26 protein-coding genes are annotated in these 26,075 nt (G+C 66.0%); 14 read left to right on the plus strand and 12 right to left on the minus strand.

Features of this window, described 5'->3' with window-relative positions; all coding sequences use genetic code 11:
* Window positions 1-7 precede the first annotated feature (7 nt).
* Together NATPE_RS17210 and NATPE_RS17215 are read left to right on the plus strand one after the other, a co-directional pair.
* The gene (locus NATPE_RS17210) at window positions 8-418 is read left to right on the plus strand and encodes a group I intron-associated PD-(D/E)XK endonuclease (RefSeq protein WP_006182866.1); all 411 of its coding nucleotides are present in this window, start codon (window positions 8-10) and stop codon (window positions 416-418) included.
* A 273-nt stretch (window positions 419-691) separates the two neighbouring features.
* Window positions 692-2,806 (plus strand): bacterio-opsin activator domain-containing protein, encoded by a 2,115-nt coding sequence (locus NATPE_RS17215; protein WP_006182867.1) that lies wholly within the window; start codon window positions 692-694, stop codon window positions 2,804-2,806.
* Window positions 2,807-3,351: 545 nt separating this feature from the next.
* On the opposite strand, the gene NATPE_RS17220 is transcribed toward NATPE_RS17215, so the two are convergent.
* The 5 genes from NATPE_RS17220 to NATPE_RS17240 form a co-directional block, all read right to left on the minus strand.
* Window positions 3,352-4,122: a protein-L-isoaspartate O-methyltransferase family protein gene (locus NATPE_RS17220; RefSeq protein ID WP_006182868.1), complete on the minus strand. Its 771-nt coding sequence runs from the start codon at window positions 4,120-4,122 to the stop codon at window positions 3,352-3,354.
* 131 nt (window positions 4,123-4,253) lie between these two features.
* Window positions 4,254-4,895, minus strand: coding sequence for a protein-L-isoaspartate(D-aspartate) O-methyltransferase (locus NATPE_RS17225; RefSeq protein ID WP_006182869.1), 642 nt, complete (start codon window positions 4,893-4,895; stop codon window positions 4,254-4,256).
* A 160-nt stretch (window positions 4,896-5,055) separates the two neighbouring features.
* The gene (locus NATPE_RS17230) at window positions 5,056-5,709 is read right to left on the minus strand and encodes an HVO_0476 family zinc finger protein (RefSeq protein WP_006182870.1); all 654 of its coding nucleotides are present in this window, start codon (window positions 5,707-5,709) and stop codon (window positions 5,056-5,058) included.
* A gap of 66 nt (window positions 5,710-5,775) precedes the next feature.
* Window positions 5,776-6,357 (minus strand): LURP-one-related/scramblase family protein, encoded by a 582-nt coding sequence (locus NATPE_RS17235; RefSeq protein WP_006182871.1) that lies wholly within the window; start codon window positions 6,355-6,357, stop codon window positions 5,776-5,778.
* Window positions 6,358-6,428: 71 nt separating this feature from the next.
* Window positions 6,429-7,385, minus strand: coding sequence for an aminopeptidase (locus tag NATPE_RS17240; protein WP_006182872.1), 957 nt, complete (start codon window positions 7,383-7,385; stop codon window positions 6,429-6,431).
* 212 nt (window positions 7,386-7,597) lie between these two features.
* Between NATPE_RS17240 and NATPE_RS17245 the strand changes: the two genes are divergently transcribed.
* Both NATPE_RS17245 and NATPE_RS17250 read left to right on the plus strand, forming a co-directional pair.
* Window positions 7,598-8,611: a type II glyceraldehyde-3-phosphate dehydrogenase gene (locus tag NATPE_RS17245; RefSeq protein WP_006182873.1), complete on the plus strand. Its 1,014-nt coding sequence runs from the start codon at window positions 7,598-7,600 to the stop codon at window positions 8,609-8,611.
* 158 nt (window positions 8,612-8,769) lie between these two features.
* Window positions 8,770-9,171, plus strand: a complete 402-nt coding sequence (locus NATPE_RS17250) for an Hsp20/alpha crystallin family protein (protein WP_006182874.1) — start codon at window positions 8,770-8,772, stop codon at window positions 9,169-9,171.
* 193 nt (window positions 9,172-9,364) lie between these two features.
* Here NATPE_RS17250 and NATPE_RS17255 read toward each other — a convergent pair whose 3' ends face one another.
* The 3 genes from NATPE_RS17255 to NATPE_RS17265 form a co-directional block, all read right to left on the minus strand.
* Complete coding sequence (locus NATPE_RS17255) at window positions 9,365-10,234, minus strand: ATP-grasp domain-containing protein (RefSeq protein ID WP_006182875.1); 870 nt, start codon at window positions 10,232-10,234, stop codon at window positions 9,365-9,367.
* A gap of 365 nt (window positions 10,235-10,599) precedes the next feature.
* Window positions 10,600-11,130 carry a 50S ribosomal protein L16 gene (locus tag NATPE_RS17260; protein WP_006182876.1) on the minus strand — a complete coding sequence of 177 codons (531 nt, stop codon included), beginning with the start codon at window positions 11,128-11,130 and terminating at the stop codon, window positions 10,600-10,602.
* A gap of 76 nt (window positions 11,131-11,206) precedes the next feature.
* Complete coding sequence (locus NATPE_RS17265) at window positions 11,207-11,458, minus strand: hypothetical protein (protein WP_006182877.1); 252 nt, start codon at window positions 11,456-11,458, stop codon at window positions 11,207-11,209.
* A 196-nt stretch (window positions 11,459-11,654) separates the two neighbouring features.
* Between NATPE_RS17265 and NATPE_RS17270 the strand changes: the two genes are divergently transcribed.
* The 4 genes from NATPE_RS17270 (at window position 11,655) to NATPE_RS17285 (ending at window position 15,343) form a co-directional block, all read left to right on the plus strand.
* Complete coding sequence (locus tag NATPE_RS17270) at window positions 11,655-12,893, plus strand: site-2 protease family protein (protein ID WP_006182878.1); 1,239 nt, start codon at window positions 11,655-11,657, stop codon at window positions 12,891-12,893.
* 94 nt (window positions 12,894-12,987) lie between these two features.
* A complete protein-coding gene (locus tag NATPE_RS17275) occupies window positions 12,988-13,995 on the plus strand; it encodes an ABC transporter ATP-binding protein (protein ID WP_049804959.1) in 1,008 nt (335 codons plus the stop codon).
* Window positions 13,995-14,798 (plus strand): ABC transporter permease, encoded by an 804-nt coding sequence (locus NATPE_RS17280; protein ID WP_006182880.1) that lies wholly within the window; start codon window positions 13,995-13,997, stop codon window positions 14,796-14,798. The genes NATPE_RS17275 and NATPE_RS17280 overlap by 1 nt, the downstream gene beginning before the upstream one ends.
* 59 nt (window positions 14,799-14,857) lie before the next feature.
* Window positions 14,858-15,343, plus strand: a complete 486-nt coding sequence (locus NATPE_RS17285; protein ID WP_006182881.1) for a zinc ribbon domain-containing protein — start codon at window positions 14,858-14,860, stop codon at window positions 15,341-15,343.
* Between the two features lie 34 nt (window positions 15,344-15,377).
* On the opposite strand, the gene NATPE_RS17290 is transcribed toward NATPE_RS17285, so the two are convergent.
* Entirely contained in the window at window positions 15,378-16,394 is a 1,017-nt protein-coding gene (locus NATPE_RS17290) for an NADP-dependent oxidoreductase (protein ID WP_006182882.1), read from the minus strand.
* Window positions 16,395-16,524: 130 nt separating this feature from the next.
* Between NATPE_RS17290 and NATPE_RS17295 the strand changes: the two genes are divergently transcribed.
* Window positions 16,525-17,244 carry a carbonic anhydrase gene (locus NATPE_RS17295; RefSeq protein ID WP_006182883.1) on the plus strand — a complete coding sequence of 240 codons (720 nt, stop codon included), beginning with the start codon at window positions 16,525-16,527 and terminating at the stop codon, window positions 17,242-17,244.
* A gap of 18 nt (window positions 17,245-17,262) precedes the next feature.
* Here NATPE_RS17295 and NATPE_RS17300 read toward each other — a convergent pair whose 3' ends face one another.
* The 3 genes from NATPE_RS17300 to NATPE_RS17310 form a co-directional block, all read right to left on the minus strand.
* The gene (locus NATPE_RS17300; RefSeq protein ID WP_006182884.1) at window positions 17,263-19,722 is read right to left on the minus strand and encodes a DUF2309 domain-containing protein; all 2,460 of its coding nucleotides are present in this window, start codon (window positions 19,720-19,722) and stop codon (window positions 17,263-17,265) included.
* Window positions 19,712-21,208, minus strand: coding sequence for a proton-conducting transporter transmembrane domain-containing protein (locus tag NATPE_RS17305; RefSeq protein ID WP_006182885.1), 1,497 nt, complete (start codon window positions 21,206-21,208; stop codon window positions 19,712-19,714). Before NATPE_RS17305 ends, NATPE_RS17300 begins: the two co-directional genes overlap by 11 nt.
* A gap of 303 nt (window positions 21,209-21,511) precedes the next feature.
* The gene (locus NATPE_RS17310; protein WP_006182886.1) at window positions 21,512-21,973 is read right to left on the minus strand and encodes an Lrp/AsnC family transcriptional regulator; all 462 of its coding nucleotides are present in this window, start codon (window positions 21,971-21,973) and stop codon (window positions 21,512-21,514) included.
* An 83-nt stretch (window positions 21,974-22,056) separates the two neighbouring features.
* Here NATPE_RS17310 and NATPE_RS17315 point away from each other — a divergent pair, with 83 nt between their 5' ends.
* The 5 genes from NATPE_RS17315 (at window position 22,057) to NATPE_RS17340 (ending at window position 26,028) form a co-directional block, all read left to right on the plus strand.
* On the plus strand, window positions 22,057-22,275 hold the full coding sequence (locus NATPE_RS17315) for a hypothetical protein (RefSeq protein WP_006182887.1): 219 nt from the start codon (window positions 22,057-22,059) through the stop codon (window positions 22,273-22,275).
* Between the two features lie 87 nt (window positions 22,276-22,362).
* Window positions 22,363-22,557, plus strand: coding sequence for a cold-shock protein (locus NATPE_RS17320; protein ID WP_005554588.1), 195 nt, complete (start codon window positions 22,363-22,365; stop codon window positions 22,555-22,557).
* A 1,012-nt stretch (window positions 22,558-23,569) separates the two neighbouring features.
* Complete coding sequence (locus NATPE_RS17330) at window positions 23,570-23,935, plus strand: cupin domain-containing protein (protein WP_006182889.1); 366 nt, start codon at window positions 23,570-23,572, stop codon at window positions 23,933-23,935.
* A gap of 120 nt (window positions 23,936-24,055) precedes the next feature.
* Window positions 24,056-25,165: a FecCD family ABC transporter permease gene (locus NATPE_RS17335; RefSeq protein ID WP_006182890.1), complete on the plus strand. Its 1,110-nt coding sequence runs from the start codon at window positions 24,056-24,058 to the stop codon at window positions 25,163-25,165.
* Window positions 25,165-26,028 (plus strand): ABC transporter ATP-binding protein, encoded by an 864-nt coding sequence (locus tag NATPE_RS17340; protein WP_006182891.1) that lies wholly within the window; start codon window positions 25,165-25,167, stop codon window positions 26,026-26,028. Before NATPE_RS17335 ends, NATPE_RS17340 begins: the two co-directional genes overlap by 1 nt.
* Window positions 26,029-26,075 lie beyond the last annotated feature (47 nt).

Here is a 26,075-nt window from a genome sequence, read left to right on the forward strand (position 1 = left end):
AAAACGAATGAATACCAAACAGACCGGCGACGAAACGGAAGCACGGATCATTGCAGCACTCATCGCGGAGGGGTACACCGTTTCCGTTCCGTTCGGCGACAACGACAAGTACGATCTCGTCCTAGATACCGGCTGCCAATTGCTCCGCATCCAGTGCAAGACCGGGTGGATCGAGGACGACGTCGTACGGTTCAAAACGGCCAGCAAAACGACGACAGACGGATCCGTGACGATGGACAACTACGACGGCGAAGTGGATGCGTTCGCCGTTCGCTGCAAAGAAACCGAGACGTTGTACTGGGTTCCGATCGACGATATCGGAAAGAAAAGTACGTACTTACGATTGACGGAGCCGAAGATCGATCATCCGAGCGTCAAGTTCGCCGAGACGTATCGCTTCGAGAATCGACTCCCGTGAATATCGTACGGTGTTCGTCGCGCTTTTTTCGCAGGTTCCGTTGCACTGCTCTCGAGAAATCGATTCCCCCAGCTGACTCGATTACACAGTATGTCGGCGATGAGAAGCGGATGCGTATGAACGGCCGTTGCAGTCCTGTTCCGTTACCCTCGCTCGAAAGAGCTAGCGGGTACTCGGTGGCGATCCTAATATATTAGTACTTATGTGAGACTCGAATAGATAAACCGGCGATAACGCACCGCCAGAACCACGTTCGTCGGTCTCAGCGGAACCATGTCACAACCGATCACCGTACTCATCGTCGATAACGAACCCGGATTCGCGGACCTCACCGGCGAGATGCTCGAGCGCGAACGCGAATCGATCGTCGCCGAGGCGGCGACGAACGGCCGGGAGGCGCTGGCAGTCATCGAGCGGCGGGACGTCGACTGTATCGTCAGCGACTACGAGATGCCGGAGATGACCGGCCTCGAGCTGTTGGAGCGGGTCCGCGAGGACGATCCGGATCTCCCCTTTATTCTCTTTACGGGGCGGGGATCGGAGGAGATCGCCAGCGAGGCGATCGCAGCGGGGGTCACCCAGTACCGCCAGAAAGAGTCGGGCACGAAGCAGTATGCCCTGCTGGCCAACCAGATCACGAACGCCGTCGCCCAGTACCGTACCGAGACGGAACTCCGGGAGAGCGAGCGCCGGTACGAGCGAACGCTGACGACGCTTCAGGAGACGACGCGGGACCTGATGCGGGCCGAGACCAAAGACGAAATCTACCGGTCGGCGGTCGAGACGGCAGACGAGATCCTCGAGGTAGCCGTCGCCGCGGCCTACGCGTTCGAGCCGACCGCGGGCGTTCTCGAACACGCGGCGTCGACGGGACAGTCACTGGAGTTGGGCGATCCCGAGACGCGCTTTGAGCGGGGCGAGGGGCTCGTCTGGGACGTGTTCTCCGAAGGGGAAAGTGCCTGTTACACGGACGTCACCCGCGGAGACGGCATCGAGGCGGTGAGTCGGTGCGAGGCGATCGTACCGCTTGGAACCCACGGCGTGTTAGTCGCGGGAACGGAGGGGACTGGCGGATTCGACGAGACGATGACGGAGCTGTTGCACATCCTGGGGGCCAACACGGAGGCCGCACTGGATCGCGCCGAGCGCGAGCAGTTGCTTCGGGACCACGACCGGACGTTGACCCAGCAAAACGAGGAGCTGACCCGACTCAATCACACGAACGAGATCGTCCGGGAGATCAATCACGGGATCGCACAGGCGTCGACACGGGACGAAATCGAAGCGACCGTTTGTGATCGGCTCGCCGAGACGGACCGGTATCGCTTCGCCTGGATCGCCGCGAGCGACGACGATCCGCCCGTCCCGGCTGCCTGGGCCGGTATCGACGCCGCCTACATCGACCGGATCCGTGACGACGGGGAGCGTGCGCCCGAGATCGGACTGGTCCGGGAGACGCTCGAGGGGAACGGCGTCCGAACGGTCCGGGACGTCCTCGAGGCCGACGGGTGGCAGTCGCGGCGCAAGGAGGCGTTGACCTACGGCTATCAGACGGTACTCGGGGTACCGTTGGTCGCCGACGAGCGCCGATACGGGGCCTTGGTGGTCCACGTCGCGGGGGCCGATTCGGTCGGCGAGAGCGAGCGCGAGGTCCTCGCCGAACTCGGGGAGACGATCGGCCACGCGATCCGATCGGTCGAACGGACCCGCGCGATGGTGACCGACAGCCGTCTCGAACTCGAACTCACGGTCGGTGACTCGCGGTTGTTGCTCAACCGCCTCTCCGACCACGCCGAGAACGCGGGACCGATCAGGCTCGAGGGCGTGGTCGATCGGGGTGAGGACGGCGTCGTGCTGTTCGTCAGCGCGCCGGCGACGGCGTCGTTGACCGACCTCGAAGCCGACTGGGCGTCGATCGAGACGCTGTCGGTCGTCTCCGAGGGCGACGACGAGCGGCTGTTCGAACTCACCGTCACGTCGACGCCGTTTCTCGACGTCTTGCGGACCTACGACGTCCAGATACGGATGGCGACGGCCGAGGACGGGACGGCGACGGTCGTCCTCGAGGTGCCACAGGGGGTCGAGACCCGGTCGCTGGTCGAGGCGATCAGGGAGGAGTATCCCGAGACGGAACTCGTGGCCAAACGCGAGCGGACGGGAACGATATCGGCGCGACAGCTCGATACGCATCTGGCCGAGCGACTCACCGACAAACAGTTGGAAGCGCTGCAGGCGGCCCACTACAGCGGGTTTTTCGAGTGGCCGCGCGAGAGTACCGGCGAGGATCTGGCGGACGCACTGGACGTGTCGTCGCCGACCTATCACTACCATCTCCGTGCGGCCGAACGAAAGCTCGTTTCGTTGGCGTTCGACGGAAGCGCTAACTGAGTAGTACCTGGTCACTTCCGACACCAACCGATGAGAGACTGCCCGTACCCAGCATCGGTTCGGACCGCCGAATGGCGATCCGCAATCGATTGTCGCCACCCCCCATCACCTTTCACCGAACTCGCACCAGATAGCGACCGCTGGCTTCCGTGGTTCGGGCCATCGAGCGAGTCGAGTGAAACGACGAACCGATTCATCACGCGACACGGCGCCGACGACCCGTCGTGCGACAGCCGTTCGCGGGGACGTTGCCGAACGACCCGATAACTGAACTCGACGGGAGGTAGTAGCTGCCATTAGTTATTATCCGATTCGACACTAACTGATTAGTAATAGTATCTCGGCAGTACTAATAGATTAGAAGATATTCTTAACCCACACCGCGACGTACCCGTAAGTGGCGATACGAGACAGACTGTCGCCACCCCCACCCCCTTTCCCCACCCCCCTTTCCACACTTCCCGTTCAGCGACAGCGACTGCGGACGATCTCGAAGCGAGACCGACCGGGAAAGCGGTGCGACCGGCCCGTGAGAGACGACGATGTTATCGTGGCGATTGTCGTCGGGACTGCCCGTCGCCCGCGTCCTCCCACTCGATCCAGTCGTGTTCCCAGCCCCGGCGGGACTCGGCGCGTCGTTGGGCGCGCTCGCGGTCCTCGCGAGTCGTCCGATTGCGCTCGACCGCGCCGGACTGCTCGCCCTCAACGAGAAGCGGGTCGAACGAAACCGGGTCGAACCGGTCGACCGCGCCGTCGCTCGAGACAGCCTCGAGACGCTGGCGCTGAGTGCCACGGGGGAAGACGAGCCGGCCGCGGTCGGTCAACTGCGAGAGCAGCGCGCGCGGCGGATCGACCGCGGCCGCTTCGAGCAGGATGCGGTCGAAGGGTGCGTACTCGGGGAGGCCGTCCGCGCCGTCGCGGCGGTCGACGAGGACGCCCTCGTAACCCGCTTCGGCGAGGTTGCCTCGAGCCGCGACGACTAACGGGCGGGAGATGTCGACGGCGTGGACGTTCGTCTCGCCGACGATCTCGGCCGTCACGGCGGCGGTGTAGCCGACGCCGGCACCGACGATCAACACCGTCTGGTCGGACTCGAGCGACAGCGCTTGCAGCAGGCGGGCGACGGTGCTGGGGGCGAGGACGCGCGTCCCCAACGCCTCGTGGTCGCGGTCGGCGTAGGCCGTCCGCTCGTCGTCGACGAAGGCGTGACGCGGGACGTCGCGCATCGCGACGGCCACGTCCTCATCGCTCAGTACGTCCCTAGGCGGGGACTCGAGGCCGTCGACCATGTCCTCGCGCAGTACCGCGGGATCCATACGCCAGCTATCGGGGCGGCAGTTATGAATGGCGCGCTTGCGGGGAGACGCCGTCACACGGTTATCGTAGCCACTGCAACGATTGACACGCTGATCGCAACGCTGGCGTGCGATCGGGCGTGCAGTGACGTTCAGTGGCTACTATCGCCCCGCATCTCGACGAACCGGACGCCGCCGCGTTCGGTCCGCTCGAGCGAGCCGTCCGGGCGTTTCGTCGCGTCGACGAGCGTCTGGCGGCCGGTGCCGACGGGGGCCAGCAGCCGTCCGCCGGGCCGGACCTGCTCGACGACCGGGGCCGGGAACTCGGCGATCGCGCAGGTGAAGTAGACGGCGTCGTAGGGCGCGTGGTCGGGCCAGCCCTCGCGGCCGTCGCCGACCCGGACCGAGACGCCGTCGTAGCCCAGATCGGCGAGTCGCTCGCGGGCTCGGTCGGCCAGTTCGGCGCTGTACTCGACGCTGTAGACGCGCTCGTCGCCGATCAGTTCTGCCGTGACGGCCGCGTGATAGCCACAGCCGGTGCCGATCTCGAGGACCCGGTCGCCGGGTTCGACCGCGAGGAGGTCGGCCATGATCGCGACCATATGTGGCGCGCTGATCGTCTGGCCGTCGCCGATCGGGAGCGGGCGATCGGCGTAGGCGCTCTCGCGACGGTCCGGCGGGACGAACTCGTGGCGTGGAACGGCCCCGAGAGCCGCGAGGACGCGGTCGTCGTCGACGCGAGCCGCGACGGTCTCGACCATCCGCTGGCGGGCGGCCTCGTCGCTGTCGGACATAGTCGAGGGTACGGGCTCGGACGCCGTATGCGGTCGGGTAGCAGGTCCCGGCACCGACCGGAGCAGCGGCTGACGTTGGGTATGACTCTCGAGGCAGAACCCGTCGGTCGGTACCAGTGAAGAGTCCGGCACGAACCGGACGGTTCGTGATGTCGGCCGACTACCAGGCCGACCAGGCGCTGCTTTGCTCGTCGTAGGCGTAGACGCGCTTGATGTCCTTCGCGAAGCCGGTGTCGCCCGGTTCCTCGAAGCGGTCCCGGCGGTAGCCCTCGGCGTCGCCACGGACGACGAAGGCGTCGATCTCGAATTCGTCGTCGCCGAACGACTCGACCGCGCCGACCTCGAACTCGTAGTCGCCGGGCACCTGCACCGTAATGGAGCGGCTGTCGTCTTTCGAGCCGTCCTGTGGGTGGACGGTGACGTTGACCGCCACGTTGTCGACCTCGCGGGTCCAGACGGTCTCGATCTCGTCCGCGGGGGCCTCCTCGACCCGCTTGTGACCGTCGAGTTCGACGCTCGTGACGCGAACCGTCGAGAGGACTTCCTCGGTCTCGAGGATGAACTCGTCGCCGACCTCGATCGACTCGTCTTCGGGCGCGGTGACGTTCGCGGTAAAGGACTCGCCGCCCTGGGAGACGACGACGTCTATGGTGACCTCGCGCTCGCTGTCGGGCTGGACCTTGTGGACGTGGCTGCACTCGCTGCAACGAACGGTGTAGGTGCCGCCGCCTTCCGTCAGTACCTCGTGGACCGTCTCGAGGTCCGGCGAACAGGAGGGACAGGGCGTCGGAACCCGATCCGGTGTCTCGCTCATGGGCTGTCTAGACGCTACGCACTGAAAAGGCGATTGAACCCGTCGCGCCCGTTCGAACGGCGGTCGTTAGTTGTCCTGAATCGCGTCGATGACCATCGCCGCGGCCACGACGGGCTCTTTCGGGACCGAACTCGCGTCGTCGATGGTGATGTCGTAGCGGTCGCGCAGCCCGATGCGCCCGCTGATCGAGCCGACGTGTGCGCCCGACCGGTCCGTGATCTCGTATTTGTGTGGGATCAGGCCGCCGAACGGGACGTACGCCCGCGCCAGCGTCACCAGTGCGCCACGGGAATCGATCGCGGCCAGTTTCTCCTCGGTGGTCGCGTCGCGGATCGTCCACGTGTCCTGCAACAGCGAGTAGTCGTTGTCCAGAACCACGAGGTCCTCGCCGGTCCGGGCGTCGGTGAGGACGTAGTTGCCCGCGACGTCGAGGATCCCGCCGGCTTTCACGGTGAAGACCTCGTTGCCCTCGCCGTCGACGAAGGGGAACTCCTCTTTCATCTTCAGCATCTTCTGCTTCCCCTTGAGAACGGTGTTGCCGTCGCTATCGAGGGCTCTGTACTTGTTCCGGACGAGTCCCTGCTCGACCGTGTAGCGGTCGTCGGTCAGTTCGAGACCCTGAATGTCGTACGCTCGCGAATCGCTCATGATTGGGGCCACACGGCACCATCACTTGAATCCACTATATTCGCACACTTCCGGCACGCATCGAAGCCCGGTCAGGCGTCGGTCGGCGTCGGCAGATCGATGGGCTCGCCGTCGGCGTAGACGGTCGGCTCGCGGAGGATGCCGTCGAGGTGGATCGGCGCGTCCGTGTCGCCGCCGATCCCCGCGTCGTCGCCGATCGCGATGTGGACGGTCCCGCCCGCCTTCTCGTCCAGCAGGACCGAGCCGACGAGTTCGGTGACCGCGACGTTCGTCCCGATGCCCAGCTCCGCGAGGTTGTACGCGGCGTCACCAACGTCTTCGGCCGCGCCCGCGACTGTCTCGCGGATCTCGTCGTCGGAGATGCGGGTGACGAGGCCGTCCTCGACCTCGAAGGTGAGCCGCTGGTCGGCCTCGAGCAGCCCGTGGGGCCGCATCGTCCCGTCGACGACGAAGGTGCCGTCGGCGGTCTCGGGGCTGATGAAGACCTCGCCCGCGGGCAGGTTCGACATCTCGCCGGGTTCGTGGACGATGCCGGTGTCCGAGAGCCACCGCCGCCCGGCGACGCCGAAGGTGATGTCGGTCCCGGCTTCGGTCGTGACCCGGATCTCGTCGGCGTCGGCGACCTGCTCGCGGACCGACTCGCAATGAGCCGCGATCGACTCGTAATCGGCCTCGAGTCCGGTCGTGAACACGTCTTCGGTGATCCCCGGCAGGGTCGCGACCCGCGCCCCGGCTTCGTTGGCCTCGGTCCGGGCGCGAGTGTGGCTCAGGCTCTTGGTCGTCGGTGCCAGAACTACGTCGGCTCCCGCCATCGCCGCCGCGACGGGCTCGGGGGGTTCGCTGCCGTGCGTGTCGCCCGGCGGATACCGGACGATCACGGCGTCGTCCGTGATCTCCGCTGCTACCTCGTAGAGCGCCTCCCCGATCCGCTCGCGCTTGTCGTCAGTGACGATCGCACACGACTCCGCCGTGTCGAGAGCCAGACATTGGCGGACGGCCGTCTCCGCCGCCGCTCGAAGTGCTGCCATACACTACCTTGGGGTAAGCGGGCCGATATGTCTTGCCCTCGGCCCGTCGCCGGCATGCAATCGTCCAGTTCCGACGCGGTGGATCGGCGGCTCGAGCGCGCCGTCCGAGCGCCGAGATCGGCCTCGAGAGGGATCGAAAACTCCGATCCGAGTAAACGTCGACTGTGACGGCTCGAAACGATTATCCCGCTCGGTGGTCCACTCCCGAGCATATGCAACAGGTCGCGATCAACGGCTACGGCACGATCGGCAAACGCGTCGCGGACGCGGTCCGACAGCAGCCCGACATGGAGGTACTGGGCGTCGCGAAGACCCGCCCTAACTTCGAGGCCGAGACGGCGGTCGAGAAGGGATTCCCGCTGTATGCGGCCGTCGAGGAGCGCGAACACCTGTTCGACGAGGCCGGCCTCGAGATCGCCGGTCCCGTCGAGGACCTCGTGGCCGACGCCGACGTCGTCGTCGACGCCACGCCGTCGGGTATCGGTGCCCAGAACAAGGACCTCTACGAGGAGTACGACACGCCGGCGCTCTACCAGGGCGGCGAGGACGCCGACCTCGTCGAGACGAGCTTCAACGCACGCTCGAACTTCGAGGACGCCGTCGACGCCGACCACGTCCGCGTCGTCTCCTGTAACACGACCGGTCTCTCGCGGGTCATCGCCCCACTGCGCGAGGAATACGGCGTCGAGAAGGTCCGCGCGACGCTGGTTCGACGCGGCGGCGACCCCGGACAGACCTCGCGCGGCCCGATCAACGACATCCTGCCGAACCCGGTGACGATCCCGTCCCACCACGGTCCGGACGTCGAGACCATCTTCCCCGAGCTGGACATCGACACGCTCGGGATGAAGGTGCCCGCGACGCTGATGCACATGCACAGCCTCAACGTCACGCTCGAGGAGGAGGTCGACGCCGCCGAGGTCCGCGAACTGCTGGCCGACGAGTCGCGCCTGTTCCTGATCCCCGAGCGGATGGACATCGACGGGAGCGGCAAACTCAAGGAGTACGCGATGGACGCGGGTCGCCCGCGCGGCGACATCTGGGAGAACTGCATCTGGGAGGAGTCGATCTCGACCGTCGGCGACGACCTCTATCTCTTCCAGGGGATCCACCAGGAGAGCGACGTCGTCCCCGAGAACGTCGACGCGATCCGTGCCGTGACCGGCAGCGCCGACGCCGCTGAGAGCATCGCAACGACCAACGAGACGCTCGGTATTGGACTATAGACGCGAGAAACGCCGGTTCTCGGGACGGGGTTCGAGGACCGCTCGAGGCCTCGAGAATACCGGGGCGGCATCGGGTCCGGGTACCGGCGATCGAACCCGGCCACCGATCCTATAGCGACGACAGAAAGTTTTTGCCACGCGGTCCCCTAGACCGCCACATGCGCCGAGACGACCGCGACGAACCCTTCGACGACCTGTTTCGCGAGATCGAGCGGATGATGAACGAGATGATGAACGGCGCGGACGCGAACGTCGATTTCGACTCCTCGAGCGACGTCGAGAACGGCTTCGGTATGGACACCCACGTCGACATCCACGAGACCGACGACGAGGTCCGGGTCGTCGCCGACCTCCCCGGCGTCGAGAAGGACAACATCGAACTCGAGTGTGACGGGACGACCCTGACTATCTCCGCGGAAAGCGACCACCGCCAGTACGACGAGCGCGTCTCCCTGCCGTCGCCCGTGAACGAACACACCGCCTCGGCGACCTACAACAACGGCGTCCTCGAGGTCGTCTTCGATCGGGCCGAACAGTCCTCGGACATCAGTCTCGAGTAGTCGGGCAGTCGCGGTCGATCCCCCGTTTTCCGTCTCGTCACCGTGATTCAGTCGCTTCTGTATTCACTCACACTCAACCCTCGCACGACGGTCTCGACTGCGCACACCACTGCAGGACGGACGTTGTTCGTTCGCGCGCGTACGTGGAGGTTCGAGGGACGCCCCGGAGGGGCACTCGGAGTCCCGGCGACCGTCACTCCGCGGCCGTCCGGATCGCGGTCGCGAGCCGGTCGTAGAAGTCCGGCTCGTACTTCGTCTCGGCGTCGATCGTCGGGCGGGCGTTCGTCTCGTTGACTACCAGCCGGTCGTCGGTCTCGAGCAGGTCCACACCCAGGAACGGAATCTCGAGTTCGGCAGCGACGGATTCGGCGAGTGCGCGCCACTCCGCGGGGAGATCGACGCCGGTAGCCTCGGCCCCGCGGTGGACGTTGTGTTTCCACTGGCCCTCCTGCATCGCGTCGTCGGGCAGTCGTCGCTCGACCGCGCCGACGTACTCGCCCTCGAGGACCATGACACGGTAATCGGTCGCGTTCGGGAGGTACTCCTGGACGAGAAAGGAGCGGTCGCCGGTCGCCCGGTAGTCGTGGACCAGCGAGAGGTAGTCACAGATCCCCAGGAAGGAATCGAGATCGTGGGCCTTCGCGACGCCGGTCCCCCGCGTCGTCGAGTTTGGCTTGACGACCACCGGCGGCTCGAAGCGGTCGAAGACCGCCGCCAGTTCGTCCTCGCCGACGTCGTTCGAGACGTACACCGACCGCGGCACCGGGAGGTCGGCTCGCTCGAGGCGCGCGATCACTTCGGCCTTGTTCCGCGAGGTCAGCACGGCCTCGTGGTCGTTGAGCCACGGAATCTCGAGCAGGGCGTCGGCAACCCCCCCTTCCATGAGCCGGCCGGGGTAGACGAAGCCGACGTCGTAGTCGCCGGCCGTCCACGGCGCGTCGTCCCCCAGCGGGACCACGCGCTCGCTCGCGGGCACGTGATGAACCCGTATCCCCCGCTCGGCCAGCGGCTCTCGCATCCGCCCGAACGTCTCCTGGTCGTTCGCGACCGCGAGATCGATCATACGTGGGACTCGGGGCGAGGGAGGCAAAAAACTGCTCGAGGAGGAACCGCTCCGCTCGAGATCTGGCGGCCGGGAGAGCGGCTCGAGCAGACGCGAGAGCCGCGCGACCCTACGGAAGAGCAAGCTCTTCCGAGCATCGCGGACACTACGTGTCCGCTCAACGGGGGAGGGCTGGCGCTCATCCGATCCGACCGCGAGTGAGCGCCGCAGGCGCGAGCGAGCGGGCCGACGACCGATGTGGAGAACGCTATGCGTTCGGAACGGAGGGAGGAGTGCTTTTGGTCCAGCTTTTACCGAGCGACGGCGCGCCGCGGAGCGCCAACGGCGCTCCCGGCGCGAAACGAGCGCAGCGTAAAAGGTGGTTTCTAGGCGATCAGCTGCTCTTCGCCACGCTCGACGACGACGCGACACGGCGGCGAGATCTTGTTGTAGGAGCGCCGCAGGGCGTCCTTGGCGAATTCGGCGTCGTCGACGTCACACCAGATGGTGAAGATGCGCTCACCGGCGTCGATGCGAGCGGCGGTGCCGACGATCTTCCCGAATGCCTGGCGCATCCCGTCGGAGACACGGTCTGCCCCTGCGCCCGTCGCCTGCTTGTTCTCCCGGATGACGTGGTGGGGGAACTTGCGCAGGACCATCTTGTAGTTGTTCTCGCCGGCGTTTTTCAGCATGTGACGGTTCGCCGAGAGGCGCGAGGCCTCGAGGCTCCCGTGGCGGATCTGAACCTCTTCTTCCGTGATGAGGCTGATCTGGACGGGGTAGTCCTCGGCGTTTGCCTGAGCGTCGCCCATCTTGTGCTGTGCGATCTTCGAACCCGGGATGCCGGTAATGTATTCGCGGCGCGTGTAGGCCGGCTTACTGATCTCCCGGTACATGGAGGCAGGTTTGTCGGACATGGTGGTTACTTACGAAAACGGAAGCCCACCGAGCGGATAAAGGCTTCGAAGCGCCGCGTCCGTCGCTGTCGGGAGATTACGCCGTGATCGGGTCGGTCGTAGCGGCCGCGGCCACGTAGCCGGCCTCGGTTTCCTCGATCAGCCCCCGGCTCGAGAGCGAGCCGACGACGCTGAGGATCGCCAGTTTCCGGAGGCCAAGCGCCTGCTGGAGGTCGGTCGCCGTCGCCCCGTCGGTCGCCCGCACGTAGAGATAGACCAGTTTCGACTGGGCGGACTCGAGTTCGGCCGGCAGTTCGTCGACACGCGGTGAGGGAGTTGTCGTTTCCATCAGTGTACGAACACGAAACCACGAACTTGCATATAACGCTATGGGAGGTATAGTATCGAGACGCTAGGTAGTATTATTGCAATTATATATCCCTATAGCCCGCTCGAGCGGTCGGACCGGTCGAGCGTCGCGGGGCGTCGGCCGCCGATGTCGGGTCGTCGGCGCGCTTAAGGGTCCGCCGCCGAAAGAAACGACTATGAGAAGTTTCCGGATCGGCTCGCTGTTCGGGATCCCGATCAAGCTCGATCTCACGTTCTTGCTCGTGTTGCCGCTGTTTGCGTACCTGATCGGCACGCGGATCGAGCCCGTCTCCGAACTCCTCAACGAGGCGCTCGGTGCCGGGATCGACGTCGGGGCTATCACCGGCGGGCCGATTCCGTGGCTCCTCGGGTTGGCAGCCGCCGTCGGCCTGTTCGTCGGCGTCATCCTCCACGAGCTGGGTCACTCGCTGACGGCCCAGCGGTACGGGTTCCCGATCGATTCGATCACGCTCTGGCTGTTCGGCGGTATCGCCTCGTTCTCGGAGATGCCCGAAGACTGGCGACAGGAACTGAACATCGCCATCGCGGGGCCGATCGTCAGCGTCCTCGTCGGTATCGGCTCCTACGGTCTCTTCGTCCTCACGCCCGAAATCCTCGGCGGAGCGTCGCCGGGACTGCTTAGCGGGACGCGGTTCGTCCTCGGCTATCTCGCGATCCTGAACGTCGCACTCGCCGTCTTCAACATGCTCCCCGCGTTCCCGATGGACGGCGGCCGCGTGCTGCGCGCGCTGCTGGCCCGTCGCCGCCCCTACGCGCAGGCGACCCAGCAGGCCGCCAGCGTCGGGAAACTGTTCGCTGTCGCGATGGGACTGTTCGGCCTGTTCGCGCTCAACATCATCCTCATCGGCGTCGCTTTCTTCGTCTTCATCGCCGCCTCGGGCGAGGCACAGCAGGTGACGATGAAGGCGGCCTTTCAGGACGTCACCGTCGACGACATCATGACGCCGGTCGAGGACCTCCACACGGTCGACCCCGACACGACGGTCGCGGAACTGATCGAACGGATGTTCCGAGAGCGACACACCGGCTACCCGGTCGTCGAACGCGGCGCGGGCGGCGAGCGCCTCGTCGGGCTCGTGGCCCTGTCCGACGCCCGTGAGGTCGACCAGGTCGAACGAGAGGCCTACACCGTCGCGGACGTGATGACGACCGATCTGCAGACGATCACGCCGGACTCGGACGCCATGACGGCGATCGAACGGATGCAGGAACACGGGATCGGCCGACTCCTCGTCGTCGAGGTACCCGATGCGGGCGGGTCGTTCGGCGAACCCCAACCCGAAGACGGCGATCTCGTCGGGCTGATCTCGCGCAGCGACGTGATGACCGCCCTCGATATCGTCCAGCAAAGCGGTTCGATCGCGCCCTCAAGCCGGCCCCGAACCGCGGACTGAGCGCCCCCAGTGTGAGCAACGATATCGGCCGTATCGGCCGGCTCGAGTGCCGATACCAACATTCTTAACCGCGGCGGGGGCCGATGCCATGGCGATGCCACCGGCCATCGAAACCGTCGATCTCGTGAAGGAGTACGGCGATCTCCGCGCGCTGCAGGAACTCTCACTGACCGTCGAGGAAGGCGAGTTCTTCGGCCTGCTCGGCCCCAACGGGGCGGGGAAGACGACGTTTATCAACACGCTGGTCGGCCTGGTCCGCAAGACCGGCGGCGACGCCCGGGTCTTCGGTCACGACGTCGAGGACGACTATCGGCAAGCTCGCGACGCCATCGGCCTTGCCCCCCAGGAGTTCAACGTCGATCGCTTCTTCCCCATCAAGGAGGTGCTGCTGCACAAGGCCGGCTACCACGGGATCCCCGAGGACGAGGCCGCCGAGCGCGCCGACGAGGTCCTCAAACGGGTCGGGATCTACGACAAGCGAAACGAACGCTTCGACTGGCTCTCCGGCGGGATGAAACGTCGGCTCCTGCTCGCTCGAGCCCTCGTCACCGATCCCGATCTCCTCATTCTGGACGAACCGACCGCCGGCGTCGACGTTCAACTCCGCCACGACCTCTGGGACCTCGTCACCGAACTCAACGAGGAGGGGACGACGATCCTGCTGACGACCCACTACATCGAGGAGGCCGAACGGCTCTGTGACCGGGTCGCGATCATGAACGAAGGCCGAAAGGTAACGGTCGCGACTCCCGACGAGCTGAAAGAACGGGGCACCGACACGATCGCCGTTCGCCTCGAGTCCGAGCCCTCGACCGTCCCCGATCTCGGGGCCTACGCACACGACACGACGGTGTCGGGCGACCGGCTCGAGGTCCGGGTCGACGACGGCGGCGCGACCGCGCCGCGGCTGCTCAACGACCTCGAGGCCCGCGGATTCGAGATCGCCGACCTCGAGATCACGCGGACCTCGCTCGAGGAGATCTTCGTCGATCTGACCCGCAGCGAGGACCGGACCGTCACGCGGTCGTCGGCTGAGAGCGCGGACGGCGAGAGCGCCGCCGAAGGCCGTGAACCGGAGCGCGAACAGGAGGGGGTCGCCTGATGCTGTCGGTCGGCTTCCGGGCGCTCTTTCGGCGCGAGGTATTGCGATTCGTCCGCCGGCCGAAGAACACGTTCATGCCGCCGGCGATCACGAACGTCCTCTACTTCGCCGTCTTCGGCGTGATCCTGGGTGGCCGGATCGACGAGATCGCGGGCTATCCCTACATCCTCTTTATCGTCCCCGGGCTGATCGTCCTCGGGGCGATCTCGAACGCCTTCGAGAACGCCTCGTTCTCGATCTTCCACGGGCGGTGGAACGAGTACATCCACGAGACGCTGACCTCGCCGCTGTCCTACGCCGAGATGGTCGTCGCCTACGTCGGTGCCAGCGCGGTGCGTGGCCTGGTCGTCGGGATCATCATCGCCGCCGTCGGCCGGCTGTTCGTCCCGATCGGGATCGAACACGGCCTGTTCCTGATCGCGACGATGGTCGTCATCACGGCGCTGTTCGCCGGGCTCGGTATCATCGGCGGGCTCGTCGCCCGGGACTTCGACGACTTGACGGTCATGAACCAGTTCATCCTCCGGCCGCTCGTGTTCTTCGGCGCGGTCTTCTACTCGCTCGAGACGTTCGAGCAGGCCTGGCAGATAACCCTCTCGCTGCTGAACCCGATGGTCTACATGGTCGACAGCGTCCGCTATGGGCTGCTTGGCCACTCGGACCTGATCGGTGTCGGCGTCCTGCCCGCGCCCTACGCCGACTTCGCGCCGCTGTTCGCGCTTGGAGTCCTGACGACCGCCACTGCGGCGGTGCTGGCGATCGACGTCTACCTGTTCAAGATCGGCTACGGCCTGACTGACTGACCGCGATCGAGCGGACCGGTCGGGCTACAATTATTTGTCCGTCGACTCGATGTGAGACCATGGTTCCCGACAGCTGCCCGAACTGTGGTGCCTCGCTCTCGCCGGACGCGAACTACTGCAGCGAGTGCGGTGACGCAGTCGACGACGATTCGTGGGGCGTCTCGAGCGAGGAGAGTAGCTGGGGCTCGGACGGTTCGCGAAGCGACTCGCGGACGGAATACGGCTCGAGCCGCCGGACCGACGGGGATACGACGATGGCGGCACTCACCCACGTCCTCGCGATATTCACGTGGGCTATCGGGCCGCTGATCGTCCTCATCGCGACCGACGACCCGTTCGTCGAGGAGAACGCGCGGAACGCGCTGAACTGGCAGATCGCGTTCACGTTCTACATGCTCGTCTCGGCCGTCCTCGTCCTCGCAGTCATCGGCATCGTCCCGGTACTGCTCTTGCCGGTCGTCGATCTGGCGTTCTGTGCCATCGCCGCGGTCAAGGCTGCCGACGGCGAGGCGTGGTCGTATCCGGCGACTCCTGACATCATCTGAAGAACCGGAACGACCGCCGCCGGCGAGGCGCGGCTTACGCCTCGTACTCGGCGACCTGCACCAACTGCTTGCCGATGTTGTCCCCTTCGAACAGTCCGAGGAAGGCGTCGGGTGCGTTCTCGAAGCCTTCGACGACGTTCTCGCGGTACTGCACGTCGCCGTTCTGAACGAACGTCGAGAGTCGCTCGAGGGCCTCGCCCCACCGGGGCTGGTAGTCGCTGACGAGGAGTCCTTCGACCGTCGCGCGGGACTCGATGAGTTTGGCGAGTTTCCGCGGGCCGGTCGGCACCTCGGTCTCGTTGTAGAGGGCGATCTGGCCACAGACCGCGACGCGGGCGTCGACGTTCAGCCGGGGCCAGACGGCGTCGGTGATCGGACCGCCGACGTTGTCGAAGTAGACGTCGACGCCGTTGGGACAGGCCTCGTCGATCGCGCTCGAGAGGTCGTCGGTCTCCTTGTAGTTGATCGCGGCGTCGAAGCCGAGGTCGTCGGTGAGCCAGTCGATCTTCGCCTCGCTCCCGGCGGTGCCGACCACGCGAGCGCCCGCGAGGCGGGCGAGCTGACCGACGACGGAGCCGACGGCACCCGCCGCGGCGGAGACGACTACCGTGTCGCCGGGTTTCGGGTCACCGACGTCGTTCAGCCCCCAGTAGGCCGTGACGCCGGGCATTCCGAGGACGCCCAGCGCGGTCGAGATCGGTCCGTGGTCGGGGTTGACTCGCTGGAGTTCGTTCGCGTCCGCGACGGCGTGTTCCGCCCACAGCAGCTCGCCGGTGACGATATCGCCCTCGTCGAACCGGCCGCTGTTTGACTCGACGACCTCGCCGACGACGCTGGCTTTCATCGGGTCGCCGACGTCCCAGGGTTCGGCGTACGATTCCGCGTCGCGCATGCGACCGCGCATGTACGGGTCGACCGACTGATAGAGCGTCTCGACCAGTACCTCACCGTTGTCGGGTTCGGGCCGGTCGACGGTGACGAGTTCGAAGTTGTCGTGAGTCGGTTCGCCGACGGGACGACTAGCAAGTTGCCACTGTCTGGTTTCTGCCATACTCACTCATAGAGACGGTCATAGGTGAAGATTGGGCTCGCGGAACCTCGCGCCATCGGCGCGAACGTCGTCTTCCCACGACGGGATACTGGCCTCGAACCTTTTTCATCACCGTTCGTGTAGGTCGAGTATGGGAACCGATCGCGATACCCTCGAGCGGCTACTCGCCGGGAACCGCCGCCACGTCGAGTCGCTGCCCGAGGAGCATTTCGCGGACGTCCAGACCGGCCAGCACCCGTCCGTCGTCGCGGTCTGTTGTTCCGACTCGCGGGTCTCTCACGAGGGGATGTGGGGCGTCGATCGGCCGGGCACGATCTTTACGCCCAGCAACATCGGGAATCAGGTCTGGGACGACGACAACGGGGAACGGATCGTCGACGGTGGCGTCCTCTATCCGATCCACCACACCGGGACCGACGCCATCGCCGTCGTGGGCCACACCGGGTGTGGGGCGGTCACCGCCGCCTATCGGGTCGCGACCGGTGGGGATCCGCCCGGGCCACGCGGCGTCGACAAGTGGGTCGATATGCTCGTCCCCGTGATCGAAGAGGCCCTCGAGAGCGGGCTGATCGACCGCACGGCCGACGACGAGGCCGTCATCAACCGGCTCGTCGAGTACAACGTCGACTATCAGGCCCGCTCGCTGTGTGCCGCCGACGAGATCCCGGACCGGGTCGACGTCTACGGCTTCGTCTACGACTTTCAGGGCGTCTACGGCGACGAGCCGGGGCGTGCGTATCTCGTCAGCGTCGACGGCGAGACCGATCCCGACGTCCTCGCCGAACGGGTGCCGTCGGGCGACGAGTCGGCGGTGAAAAGTCTGCTGTACGGCGACGGATCGGTGGAGTGACGGCGACTGTGAGGTGCGTCAGTCGTCGGCCGTCGACTCCGCGACCGGCGTCGTCTCCGTCGGCGTCGCCGCCTCCGGGATCGCCTCCTCGCGATGGCTCGCCCACTCGAGATCGCCCGCGTAGTGGAACGACTCGTTGTCGCGTTCGGGATCGACGACGGTCAGGTCGCCGATCCACCCGTTGTCGAGCAGTTCCCTGACGTCCTCGTGGTCGCGGAGGATCTCGGTCACGCGCTCGCGGGGCGCGTGGATCACCGCAGTCAGGCGCAGCGGCTGGTGGAACGGGCGCTCGTCGTCGAGTTTGAGCGACTGCAACGGCAGGCCGGTCAGTAGGTCGCCGCCGTTGCCCTGGACGACGCCGACGTTGCCCACCGGGTTCTGAGTGACCTTCGAGCCGCTCCCGTAGACGCCGTTGTCGACCGTCGCGAAGTAGTACTGGTTGTTGATCCACTGGGTGACCACGAGCGGCCCCGTGACGATCGCCTCGAGGGCGTCGCCGTCCGGGTCGACGGACCAGTCGTAGGAGTGGAGGAACGCGCGGCCGTCGAGGTCTTGGTCGGCGGTCAGTTCACGCGGCCCGATGACGAACGAGGCGTTGCCGGCCAGCCCCCACTCGGGACGGGTCTCGGCCCAGTCGGCCGCCTTGCGCTCGACCTCGTTGACGGCCGCCTCGTCGTCGGCCGACGCGGTGCGCTCGGCGGCGGCCTCGGCGCGGGCGCGGGCGAGGTCCTCGCGCAGGGATTCGAGGTCCGCGCGGTGGCTCTCGGGCACGTCGTCGTCGTCGAACAGCGTGATCTCGTCGGTCGTCGTGTTGTGTTCGCCCGCGAGGAAGACGGTGTCCTCGGGGATATCGATCCCGTGGTCGCGCAGTGCCGCCTTGACGTCCGGGTCGTTACAGATCGCCGCGAGGACGCGGGCGTTGGGGCCGCCGGGGTTGCCGGCACAGGCCCCGCAGTCGAGGCTCGAGCCGAAGGGGTTGTTCGTCGTCTCGCTCGCGTGGCCCGTGAAGACGACCAGCCGGGCGAACTCGGTCCAGCCCATGAGTTCGAAGGCGTTCCGAGCGTACTCGACTTTCGCCTCGTGGCTCATCCCCTGTGGAAGGTCGTGGTCGGCGTGGTCGTGATCGTCGTAGGCGTCGTAGTCGACGGCGGGTGCGGCGGCCTCGTGGCGGCTCGGAACGCGCTCCGCGATAGCCGACTCGAGTGTGGCGATCGTCGACGGCGACAGCGTGCGAGCCGCCATCGCCGAGCCGTAGGCGCTGCCGGCCCCCTCGACGAAGGTAAAGGCCGCGACGAGGTTGGACTTGAGCGTCTTGAAGTGCTTGCGCGCGGCCGTGGCGAGTCCGGTCCAGCGGTCGCGGGCGGCCGCCGACTCGGCGTCGGCGGGCCGGTCGACGATCCGGTGTTCGGGCTCGACGATCGGCGGGCAGGCGTCGGTATCGGCCGCGGCCTCGTAGCCGCGGTGGCGCATCGGCACGCCGAAAAAGCCCGCGTAGCCGTGGGTCTCGTAGGGACCCTGTGTCTCGACGTGGCGGCGGATCACTTCCGAGCGCGTGTCGATACAGAACACGAGCTGGGCGGCCGGACGACCGCCGTCCCCGGCGGCTTCGGGACCGGTCACGGCGTCGTCGATCCCGTCGAGGAGTCGCTCGCGGTAGCTCTTCTCCCAGGCAGTCAGCCAGATCTCGGGCAGGGGGACCTCGTCGGTATCGGCGTCGATCCCGTCGCCGGCGTCGAGATCGATCGGCGCGTCGAGCAGATCCGTGATCGTCAGCCGCACCGCGAGGTACTGGGCCAGCGTGATCGGGTACTGCTCCTGCCACGGATCGACGGCGTCGTCGGTCCGCTGCGTGATGAACCCGCTCCAGCCCGGCAGCGCCGCGAGATGGGCCTCGAGGATCTCGACCCAGCGCCCCTCGGGGTAGTCGCCGAGGGCCGACTCGAGCGCCTCGATTGCCGTCTCGGGGAGGTCGTCGGCGTCGGCGGGGCCGGGCACGTCGCCATCGTGGGGGGCCACCGCGCGCCACGCCTGATAGAACCCATCCTCGCGGTTGGGCATCGGCCACTTGGCCTGTCCCTCGTCGAGGAAGGCCGCGAGCCACTTCGAGAGGACTCGGTCGACGGCCTCGGTCGCGTCATCGGGGTCGGCGGCGTCGCGGGCCGCTTCGGCGTCGGCCAGTTCCTCGAGCAGCGTCTCGGGATCGCGCTCGATCCCGTGGGACGCCAGTTCCGCACGGAGCGTGTCGGCATCGATCCGGCCGGACTCCCAGGCGCGGCGGAAGACCGACGGGTGGGGGTAGCCCCGGCCGCCGAACAGCTCCTCGGCCTCCGCGACGGCCCGGTGGAACGGTTCGTCCTCGAACCCCGAGAGGGGGTTGGCCGTGACGAACGAGTGCAGCGGCCAGACCGAACCGATGCGCTCGGCCGCGCGGTCGATACTCGTTTCGATGCGACGGGCATCGTCGGTGTTACGCGTCATTGTATTCCTCCGTGTTGGTGAGGACGGTCGACGGATCGGGTTGGGAAACGTTCAGCAGGGCGACGTAGAGACGTTCGCTCGAGCGATACCAGCCCAGTTCCGCGACGAGATACGCCCCGACGAAGAGGGCGACGACGAGGTAGTGGACGACGGTCAGCTCGGTCGAGACGTGGGTCATCGGGACGCCGGACAGCATCGAGGAGACGGCGTTGAACATCACGGCGTAGCCACCGATGGCGGTCAGGACGACCAGCGGGACGCTGACGAACCGGACCGCCGTCGGCAGGGTCGAGCGCCGGAGGATGTCCCGAGCCGCGGTTAGCGTCGTCAGGACCACGACAAGCGTCAGGATCGTCCCGCTGTTCAGCGTCAGGCTCGTCGCCTTCCCGGTGAGGATGCCAAAGAGCGCGCCGCCGCCGACGGCCGTCACGAGGCTGACGGCGATCCCGGAGAAGCCGAGTTCGGTGTGGCCCGCGTCTTTGGGAGCTACGCGCTCGACACCGGCCCCCGACGAGAGGAAGAGATACGCCTTGTAGAAACCGTGCAGGATGAGGTGAGCGATGGCCGCGGCGAAAAAGCCGAGCCCACACTGGAGTAACATAAAGCCCATCTGGGCGATCGTCGAGCTGCCGAGCTTGCGCTTGACGTCCGTCTGGACGAGGATCATCGCCTGCCCGAGCAGGGCACTGACCGCGCCGACGAGGACGATCGCCGACATGATCGCGAGTTCGTTGCCGACCAGCGGCGCGAACCTGGTCAACAGGACCCCGCCCGCGTTGACGAACCCGGCGTGCATCAGGGCCGACGCCGGCGTCGGCGCGGTCATCGACGACAGCAGCCACCCGTGAAACGGCACGAGCGCCGACTGGACCATCGCCGCGAGGACGACCCCCGCGGCGGCGACGAGCGTGACCGTCGGCGAGACACCCTCGAGCCCGGTGAGGATACCGGTAAGCGTCATCGCGCCGGTTGCCCAGGCGAGCAGCGCCACCGAGCCGGCGAGCAGGGCGCTGCTGGCGAGGAAATAGCGGCGGGCGACCCGGCCGGCGGCCTGGGCCTGTGGCCAGTCGCGAACGTGGCCGATGAGACCGGCCAGCAGCAGGCCCATCGCCAGCCACGCGGCCACGAACAGCGCGACGTGGTTCGCCGCGGTCATCGTCATGACGGCGAGGGTAAAGCCGAACACGCGACCGAAGAACCGCTCGATGTCACGGTCGCCGGCCATGTAGCGCCGCGAGTAGCTGTGGACGATCCCACTGAAGAACGTGACCACGACCCACATGACCGCGGTCAATCCGTCAACCCGCAGGAGCGTCGAAAACTCCCAGCCGGCACCCCCTCGAACCGTCAGCGCGAGAACGGCGAGACTGGCCAGAAAGAGCGTCCAGACCGTCCAGGTCGACGCTCGCGGCACGGCCGAACGCGGCGGCGTCGGTTCGGGGCGCTGTGCGACGTCGTCGTCGATCGTTGCTGTGTCCTCGGTCATGTATCGTAGTCGACCAGCACGGGATCGGGTCCCGTCGCGACGTGTCGTTCACGGCAACACTTGCGTAACCGGTCGTCTCTACCCCATACGTGAACAGAGCGGTTATTATAGCCTTCGGTTCGAACAAATCGTTCGTTAGTCGGCGGTGCGGGCCGTTACGATCGTTCGTAACCGGCCGCTCGAGCGCCGAGCCGGCGGCTTTCGGCTGAATCGCATGCCGGAGTCGCCTCCGGCTGTCGATACGAAGCCCGCGGGCTCGGTCCCCTCGAGCCGGTTGTCGAGGCCGGGTTCCCGACGACCGCGTTAGGAAGAGAACTCGTCGAACGAGGTCGATCGATGACTGCGGACGAGGACTTCGTCGGTGATCGTCAGTCCCATGTCCGCGATCTGCTGTGCGATCGGCGTGACGGCCCTGTCGTTCTCGACGACCACGGTCACGAGGAGGTTCCGCTCGCCCGTGATCAACTCCTGCACCGAGACGACGCCCGAAATCTCGAGCAGGTCGTCGATGTACTCCCCGCGGTCGGGGATCGGTGCCGTACAGAACAGCAGCATCCGGATCGGATAGCCGGACTTCGTGTAATCGATGTTGGCGCTGTAGCCCTTGATGACACCCTCCGATTCCAGTCGCTGAATGCGCTTGCGGACCGTACTCGAGGAGGCGTCGGTCCGGTCGGCGATCTCGCTGGAGGAGAGGTTCCGTGCCTCCTCCTGTAACGCGTAGAGGATCTCCCGGTCGACCGCGTCCAGCTCGTACTCCGCCATACGCGTTCGTTGCCGCGGCGGCTATAAGGTACTTCGGCTCCCAAGACTCCGAATACTTATACTGGGAGCCGAAAGGGACAGGCATGCGCGAACGACTCGAGTCGGATCTCGGCTTCTACTACGCCGTCGGCGGCTTCATCATCGCCGTGTTCGTCGTCGGGATGGCGGCCTTCGCCCTCATCAACCCCGACGGCGTGGGAACGGTGGAACTGGTCGGCCTCTCGGGGGGCTTTTTCGTGTTCATGCTCGTGTATTTCATCGCTATCTCGGTCCAGCGACTCGAGGACGGCGACAGTATCTGAGGGCCCGAGCGCGTCGTCTCCGACAGTTCTCGAGACGACTCCGGAGTCATAGGGTTTAATACCCACCGGCCGTTCTCTTTAGAAGCAATGGCGAAAGGAACCGTTGATTTCTTCAACGACACTGGCGGCTACGGATTCATCGAGACTGAGGACGCGGACGACGACGTGTTCTTCCACATGGAAGACATCGGCGGCCCGGACCTTGAGGAAGGACAGGAACTCGAGTTCGACATCGAGCAGGCCCCCAAGGGCCCGCGCGCGACGAACGTCGAGCGCCTGTAACGCGGATTCGTAACGGTATCGGCACTTGACTGCAGTATTTTACCACTCCTGAGCGACAGCGCCGTCGCGACTGACGGAGGCCGGTCGACCCGACCACTACGACCGCAGCAGGAGAACGGCGACACGATGGCAAGAAGGTAATAGCGATTGGTGCGAACGAGCGTATATGCCAGTCCTCTCCATCGGTCCGCCCGAACTGCTCATCATCGCCTTCAACCTTGCACTCGTCGCCGGTGCCATCGGCGGGCTCTGGTATCTGGCCACCAAACTCCGGCGCGCGCTGTGAGCCGATCTCAGCCCTCGTCGACGACCGCGGCGTGCCGCCCGTCGCGACCGACGGTTCGTCCTCGAGCATGATTTCATACCTCAGTGACACGAAAGGCGGTACGTGGCGGATCACCCCCATGCGATCGTGACGGTTCCGACGGTGCTGCTGGCGGCGTTCGTGGCGGTTCCGTTCGGAACGGGGATCGTGACGTGGCTGCTCACGTCCCGCGGACGGATCGATCCGGAGACAGGAACGGTCCGCGTAAACGGCCGGTCGTTCGCGCTCGAGGAACTCGCAGCGGTTCGCGCCTTCCGCGTCCCGGCCGTCGAAACTGTCGTTCTCCGCCCGTCGTACGCCACCAAGACGAGAGGCGTGACGGCACCGTCGTCCGTTGTGATGCCCCGTGACGCATACGAGAACGCGAAACGGCTTTCGATGCCGCCACGCGCGAGACGGCGTCGACGGGTCAGCAGAGCCGGGCCGAACGCGTCCTCCTCGCGGTCTTCGGCGTCGGCGCGCTCACCGGTGCGGGCGGCGCCGTGTTCCTCGGCCTCGAGCAGGGTGGTGACGAACTCGTGATCCTCTCGTACGTCGCTCTGCTGGCGGGCTGTTTCGGCATCGCGTTCCTCGCGCTGGCCGTTCGAAGGCCCTGACTCGGCTGCACTCGGGGAAGGCCAACCCTCCCAACGGGCTCGGCGTTCGGCGAACCCGGACGGTTTTCCGGCTCGGCCACCGACGTGCAGTATGACCGAGCCACTGCTTCGCCGCGGCGCGGACCTCGAGTACGAGACCGTCGACGCGGCCGACGGCCTCGAGAAGGCCGTCCTGCTCAACGACGACCACGGCGCGCCGACGTTTGCGATCCGGCGGTTCGTCCTCGAGCCCGGCGCCGAGGTCCCGAAACACACCAACGACGTCGAACACGAACAGTACGTCCTCGCGGGCGAGTACACCGTAGGACTCGAGGACGAGGAGTACGAGGTCGAAGCCGGCGACTCGCTGCTCATCCCGGCGGGAACGGTCCACTGGTACCGCAACGAGAGCGACCGGCCGGGCGCGTTCATCTGTGCGGTGCCAAACGGCGACGACGAAATCGAGTTGCTCGAGTAACGGCACGGCCCGTCGTGCGGCTCGAGTCGAGAGAACCGACCGACTCCGGCTGGTGGCAGCGATTGTCACATCGTTCTGCAACCGCAACTACTAAACGTCTTTTAGGCACACCTAAATGCGATGGGAGAAGCGCAGTCGGTCGAGGGGCACAGGTCCGCCCGAGAGCGGGAGGGATGGGTAACCGGGCGGCTCGTCCTCTTTTGTCTGGCGAGTACGGTCATCACCGTCGTCGCCGGACTCGTCCAGGTGAGCTTCGGGGAGTACTCGATGACGTTCCTCGAGGCCTGGCAGGCGGTGTTCGAACCCAGCGTGATATTCAACCTCCACGCCTGGTCGGCGTTCCTCTTCGGGACGGACCTGCCGGAGATGAGTACCGCGAGCATCGTCGTCTGGACCCTCCGAATGCCGCGGGTGTTCGTCGCGATCATCGCCGGCGCGACGCTTGCGATTTCCGGTGCGATCTTCCAAGCCGTGACGCGGAACGAACTGGCGAGTCCGTTCGTACTCGGAGTCAGTTCCGGCGCTGGATTCGCCGTGCTGGCGACGTTGGTCGTCTTTAGCGGCCTCACGCCGTTCCTGCCGCTGATCGCCGCCCTGGGCGGGACGGTCGCGTTCCTGACCGTCTACTCGATCGCCTGGAAGGGTGGGACGAGCCCCGTCCGACTCGTACTCGCGGGCGTCGTCGTAAACATGATCTTTCAGTCGCTCCAGCAGGGGCTGTTCTTCTTCGCGGACGATCTGGGCGTCGTCCAGACGGCGATCGCCTGGCTGACGGGGTCGCTCACGGGCACCGGCTGGGAAGAAGTACGGATCGCAATCCTGCCAGCAGCCGTGGCGATCGCGATCGCGCTCGCCGGTGCACGGCAGTTGAACGTCCTCATGTTGGGTGAAAGCACCGCTCGATCCCTCGGTATGCGCGTCGAACGGGTCCGGTTTTCTCTCTCGGCCGTCGCGATCGTGGCCGCCAGCGCCGCAATCGCCGTCGCCGGTATCGTCAGCTTCTTCGGCCTCGTCGTCCCCCACATCGTCCGGAACACGGTCGGTGGGGACTACCGACGCCTGATGATCGGGTGTCTCTTCGCCGGACCCGCACTGATGGTGTCCGCCGACGTCGGTGCGCGACTCGCGCTGGGTGGGGCCCAGATGCCCGTCGGCGTCGTCACTGGACTGATCGGTGGCCCGTATTTCCTCTATCTGATGCGGAAACAGCAATCGATGGGTGAGCTATAATGTCACGCACACAGCAGAGCGCGGATCGAGAACAGGAGCGGATCACCGACGACGACGGCAACGCGGTCGAAAGCGCACTGGTCGGCGACGACCTCGAACTCAGTTATCCGACGAGCGAGGAAACCATCGTCGACTGCGCGCGCCTCGACATCCCCGAGGGAGCGGTGACCGCGCTTGTTGGACCCAACGGCAGCGGGAAGAGTACCCTTCTGAAGGCGCTCTCGAAGCATCTCGAGCCGAACGCGGGGTCCGTACAGATACACGGCAAGGACCTCGATGCGTTCAGTCGCAAGGAACTGGCGCGCGAAATGGGTGTCCTCTCGCAGGAGAACGACTCGCTCGGCTCGATCTCGGTCGAGGACCTCATCTATCACGGCCGCTACCCGCATCGGGGCTTTTTCGACGGCGTCAGCGAGGAGGACCAGCAAGCGGTCGAACGTGCGATCGAGTTGGCGGGGATCGACCACCTCCGGGAGTCGGAACTCGGTCAGCTGAGCGGCGGGCAGAAGCAACTGGCCTGGATCGCCATGGTGCTGGCACAGGACACCGACGTCCTGTTGCTCGACGAGCCGACCACGTTTCTGGACATTCACCACCAGTTCCGCGTCCTCGAGACGATTCGACAACTGAACGAGGAACGGGGCGTTACGGTCGCGGTCATTCTCCACGACATCTCACAGGCGGCCCGGTTCGCGGACTATCTGGTCGCGATGTGCGACGGCGAACTCTACGACTGGGGGCCGCCCGAGGAAGTCGTGACGGAACAGTTGCTCGCCGATGTCTTCGGCGTCGAGGCCACCGTCGAGTACGAGCCCGAACTGCAGGTACTGCCGAAGCGGGCGCTTCCGGACAGCCGGACGTGACGCCATCAGTCGGAACGTTTTTGTATTTTTAGGCCGGCCTAAAGATC

Source organism: Natrinema pellirubrum DSM 15624 (assembly GCF_000230735.2).
In the GTDB taxonomy this organism is placed as follows: Archaea; Halobacteriota; Halobacteria; order Halobacteriales; family Natrialbaceae; genus Natrinema; species Natrinema pellirubrum.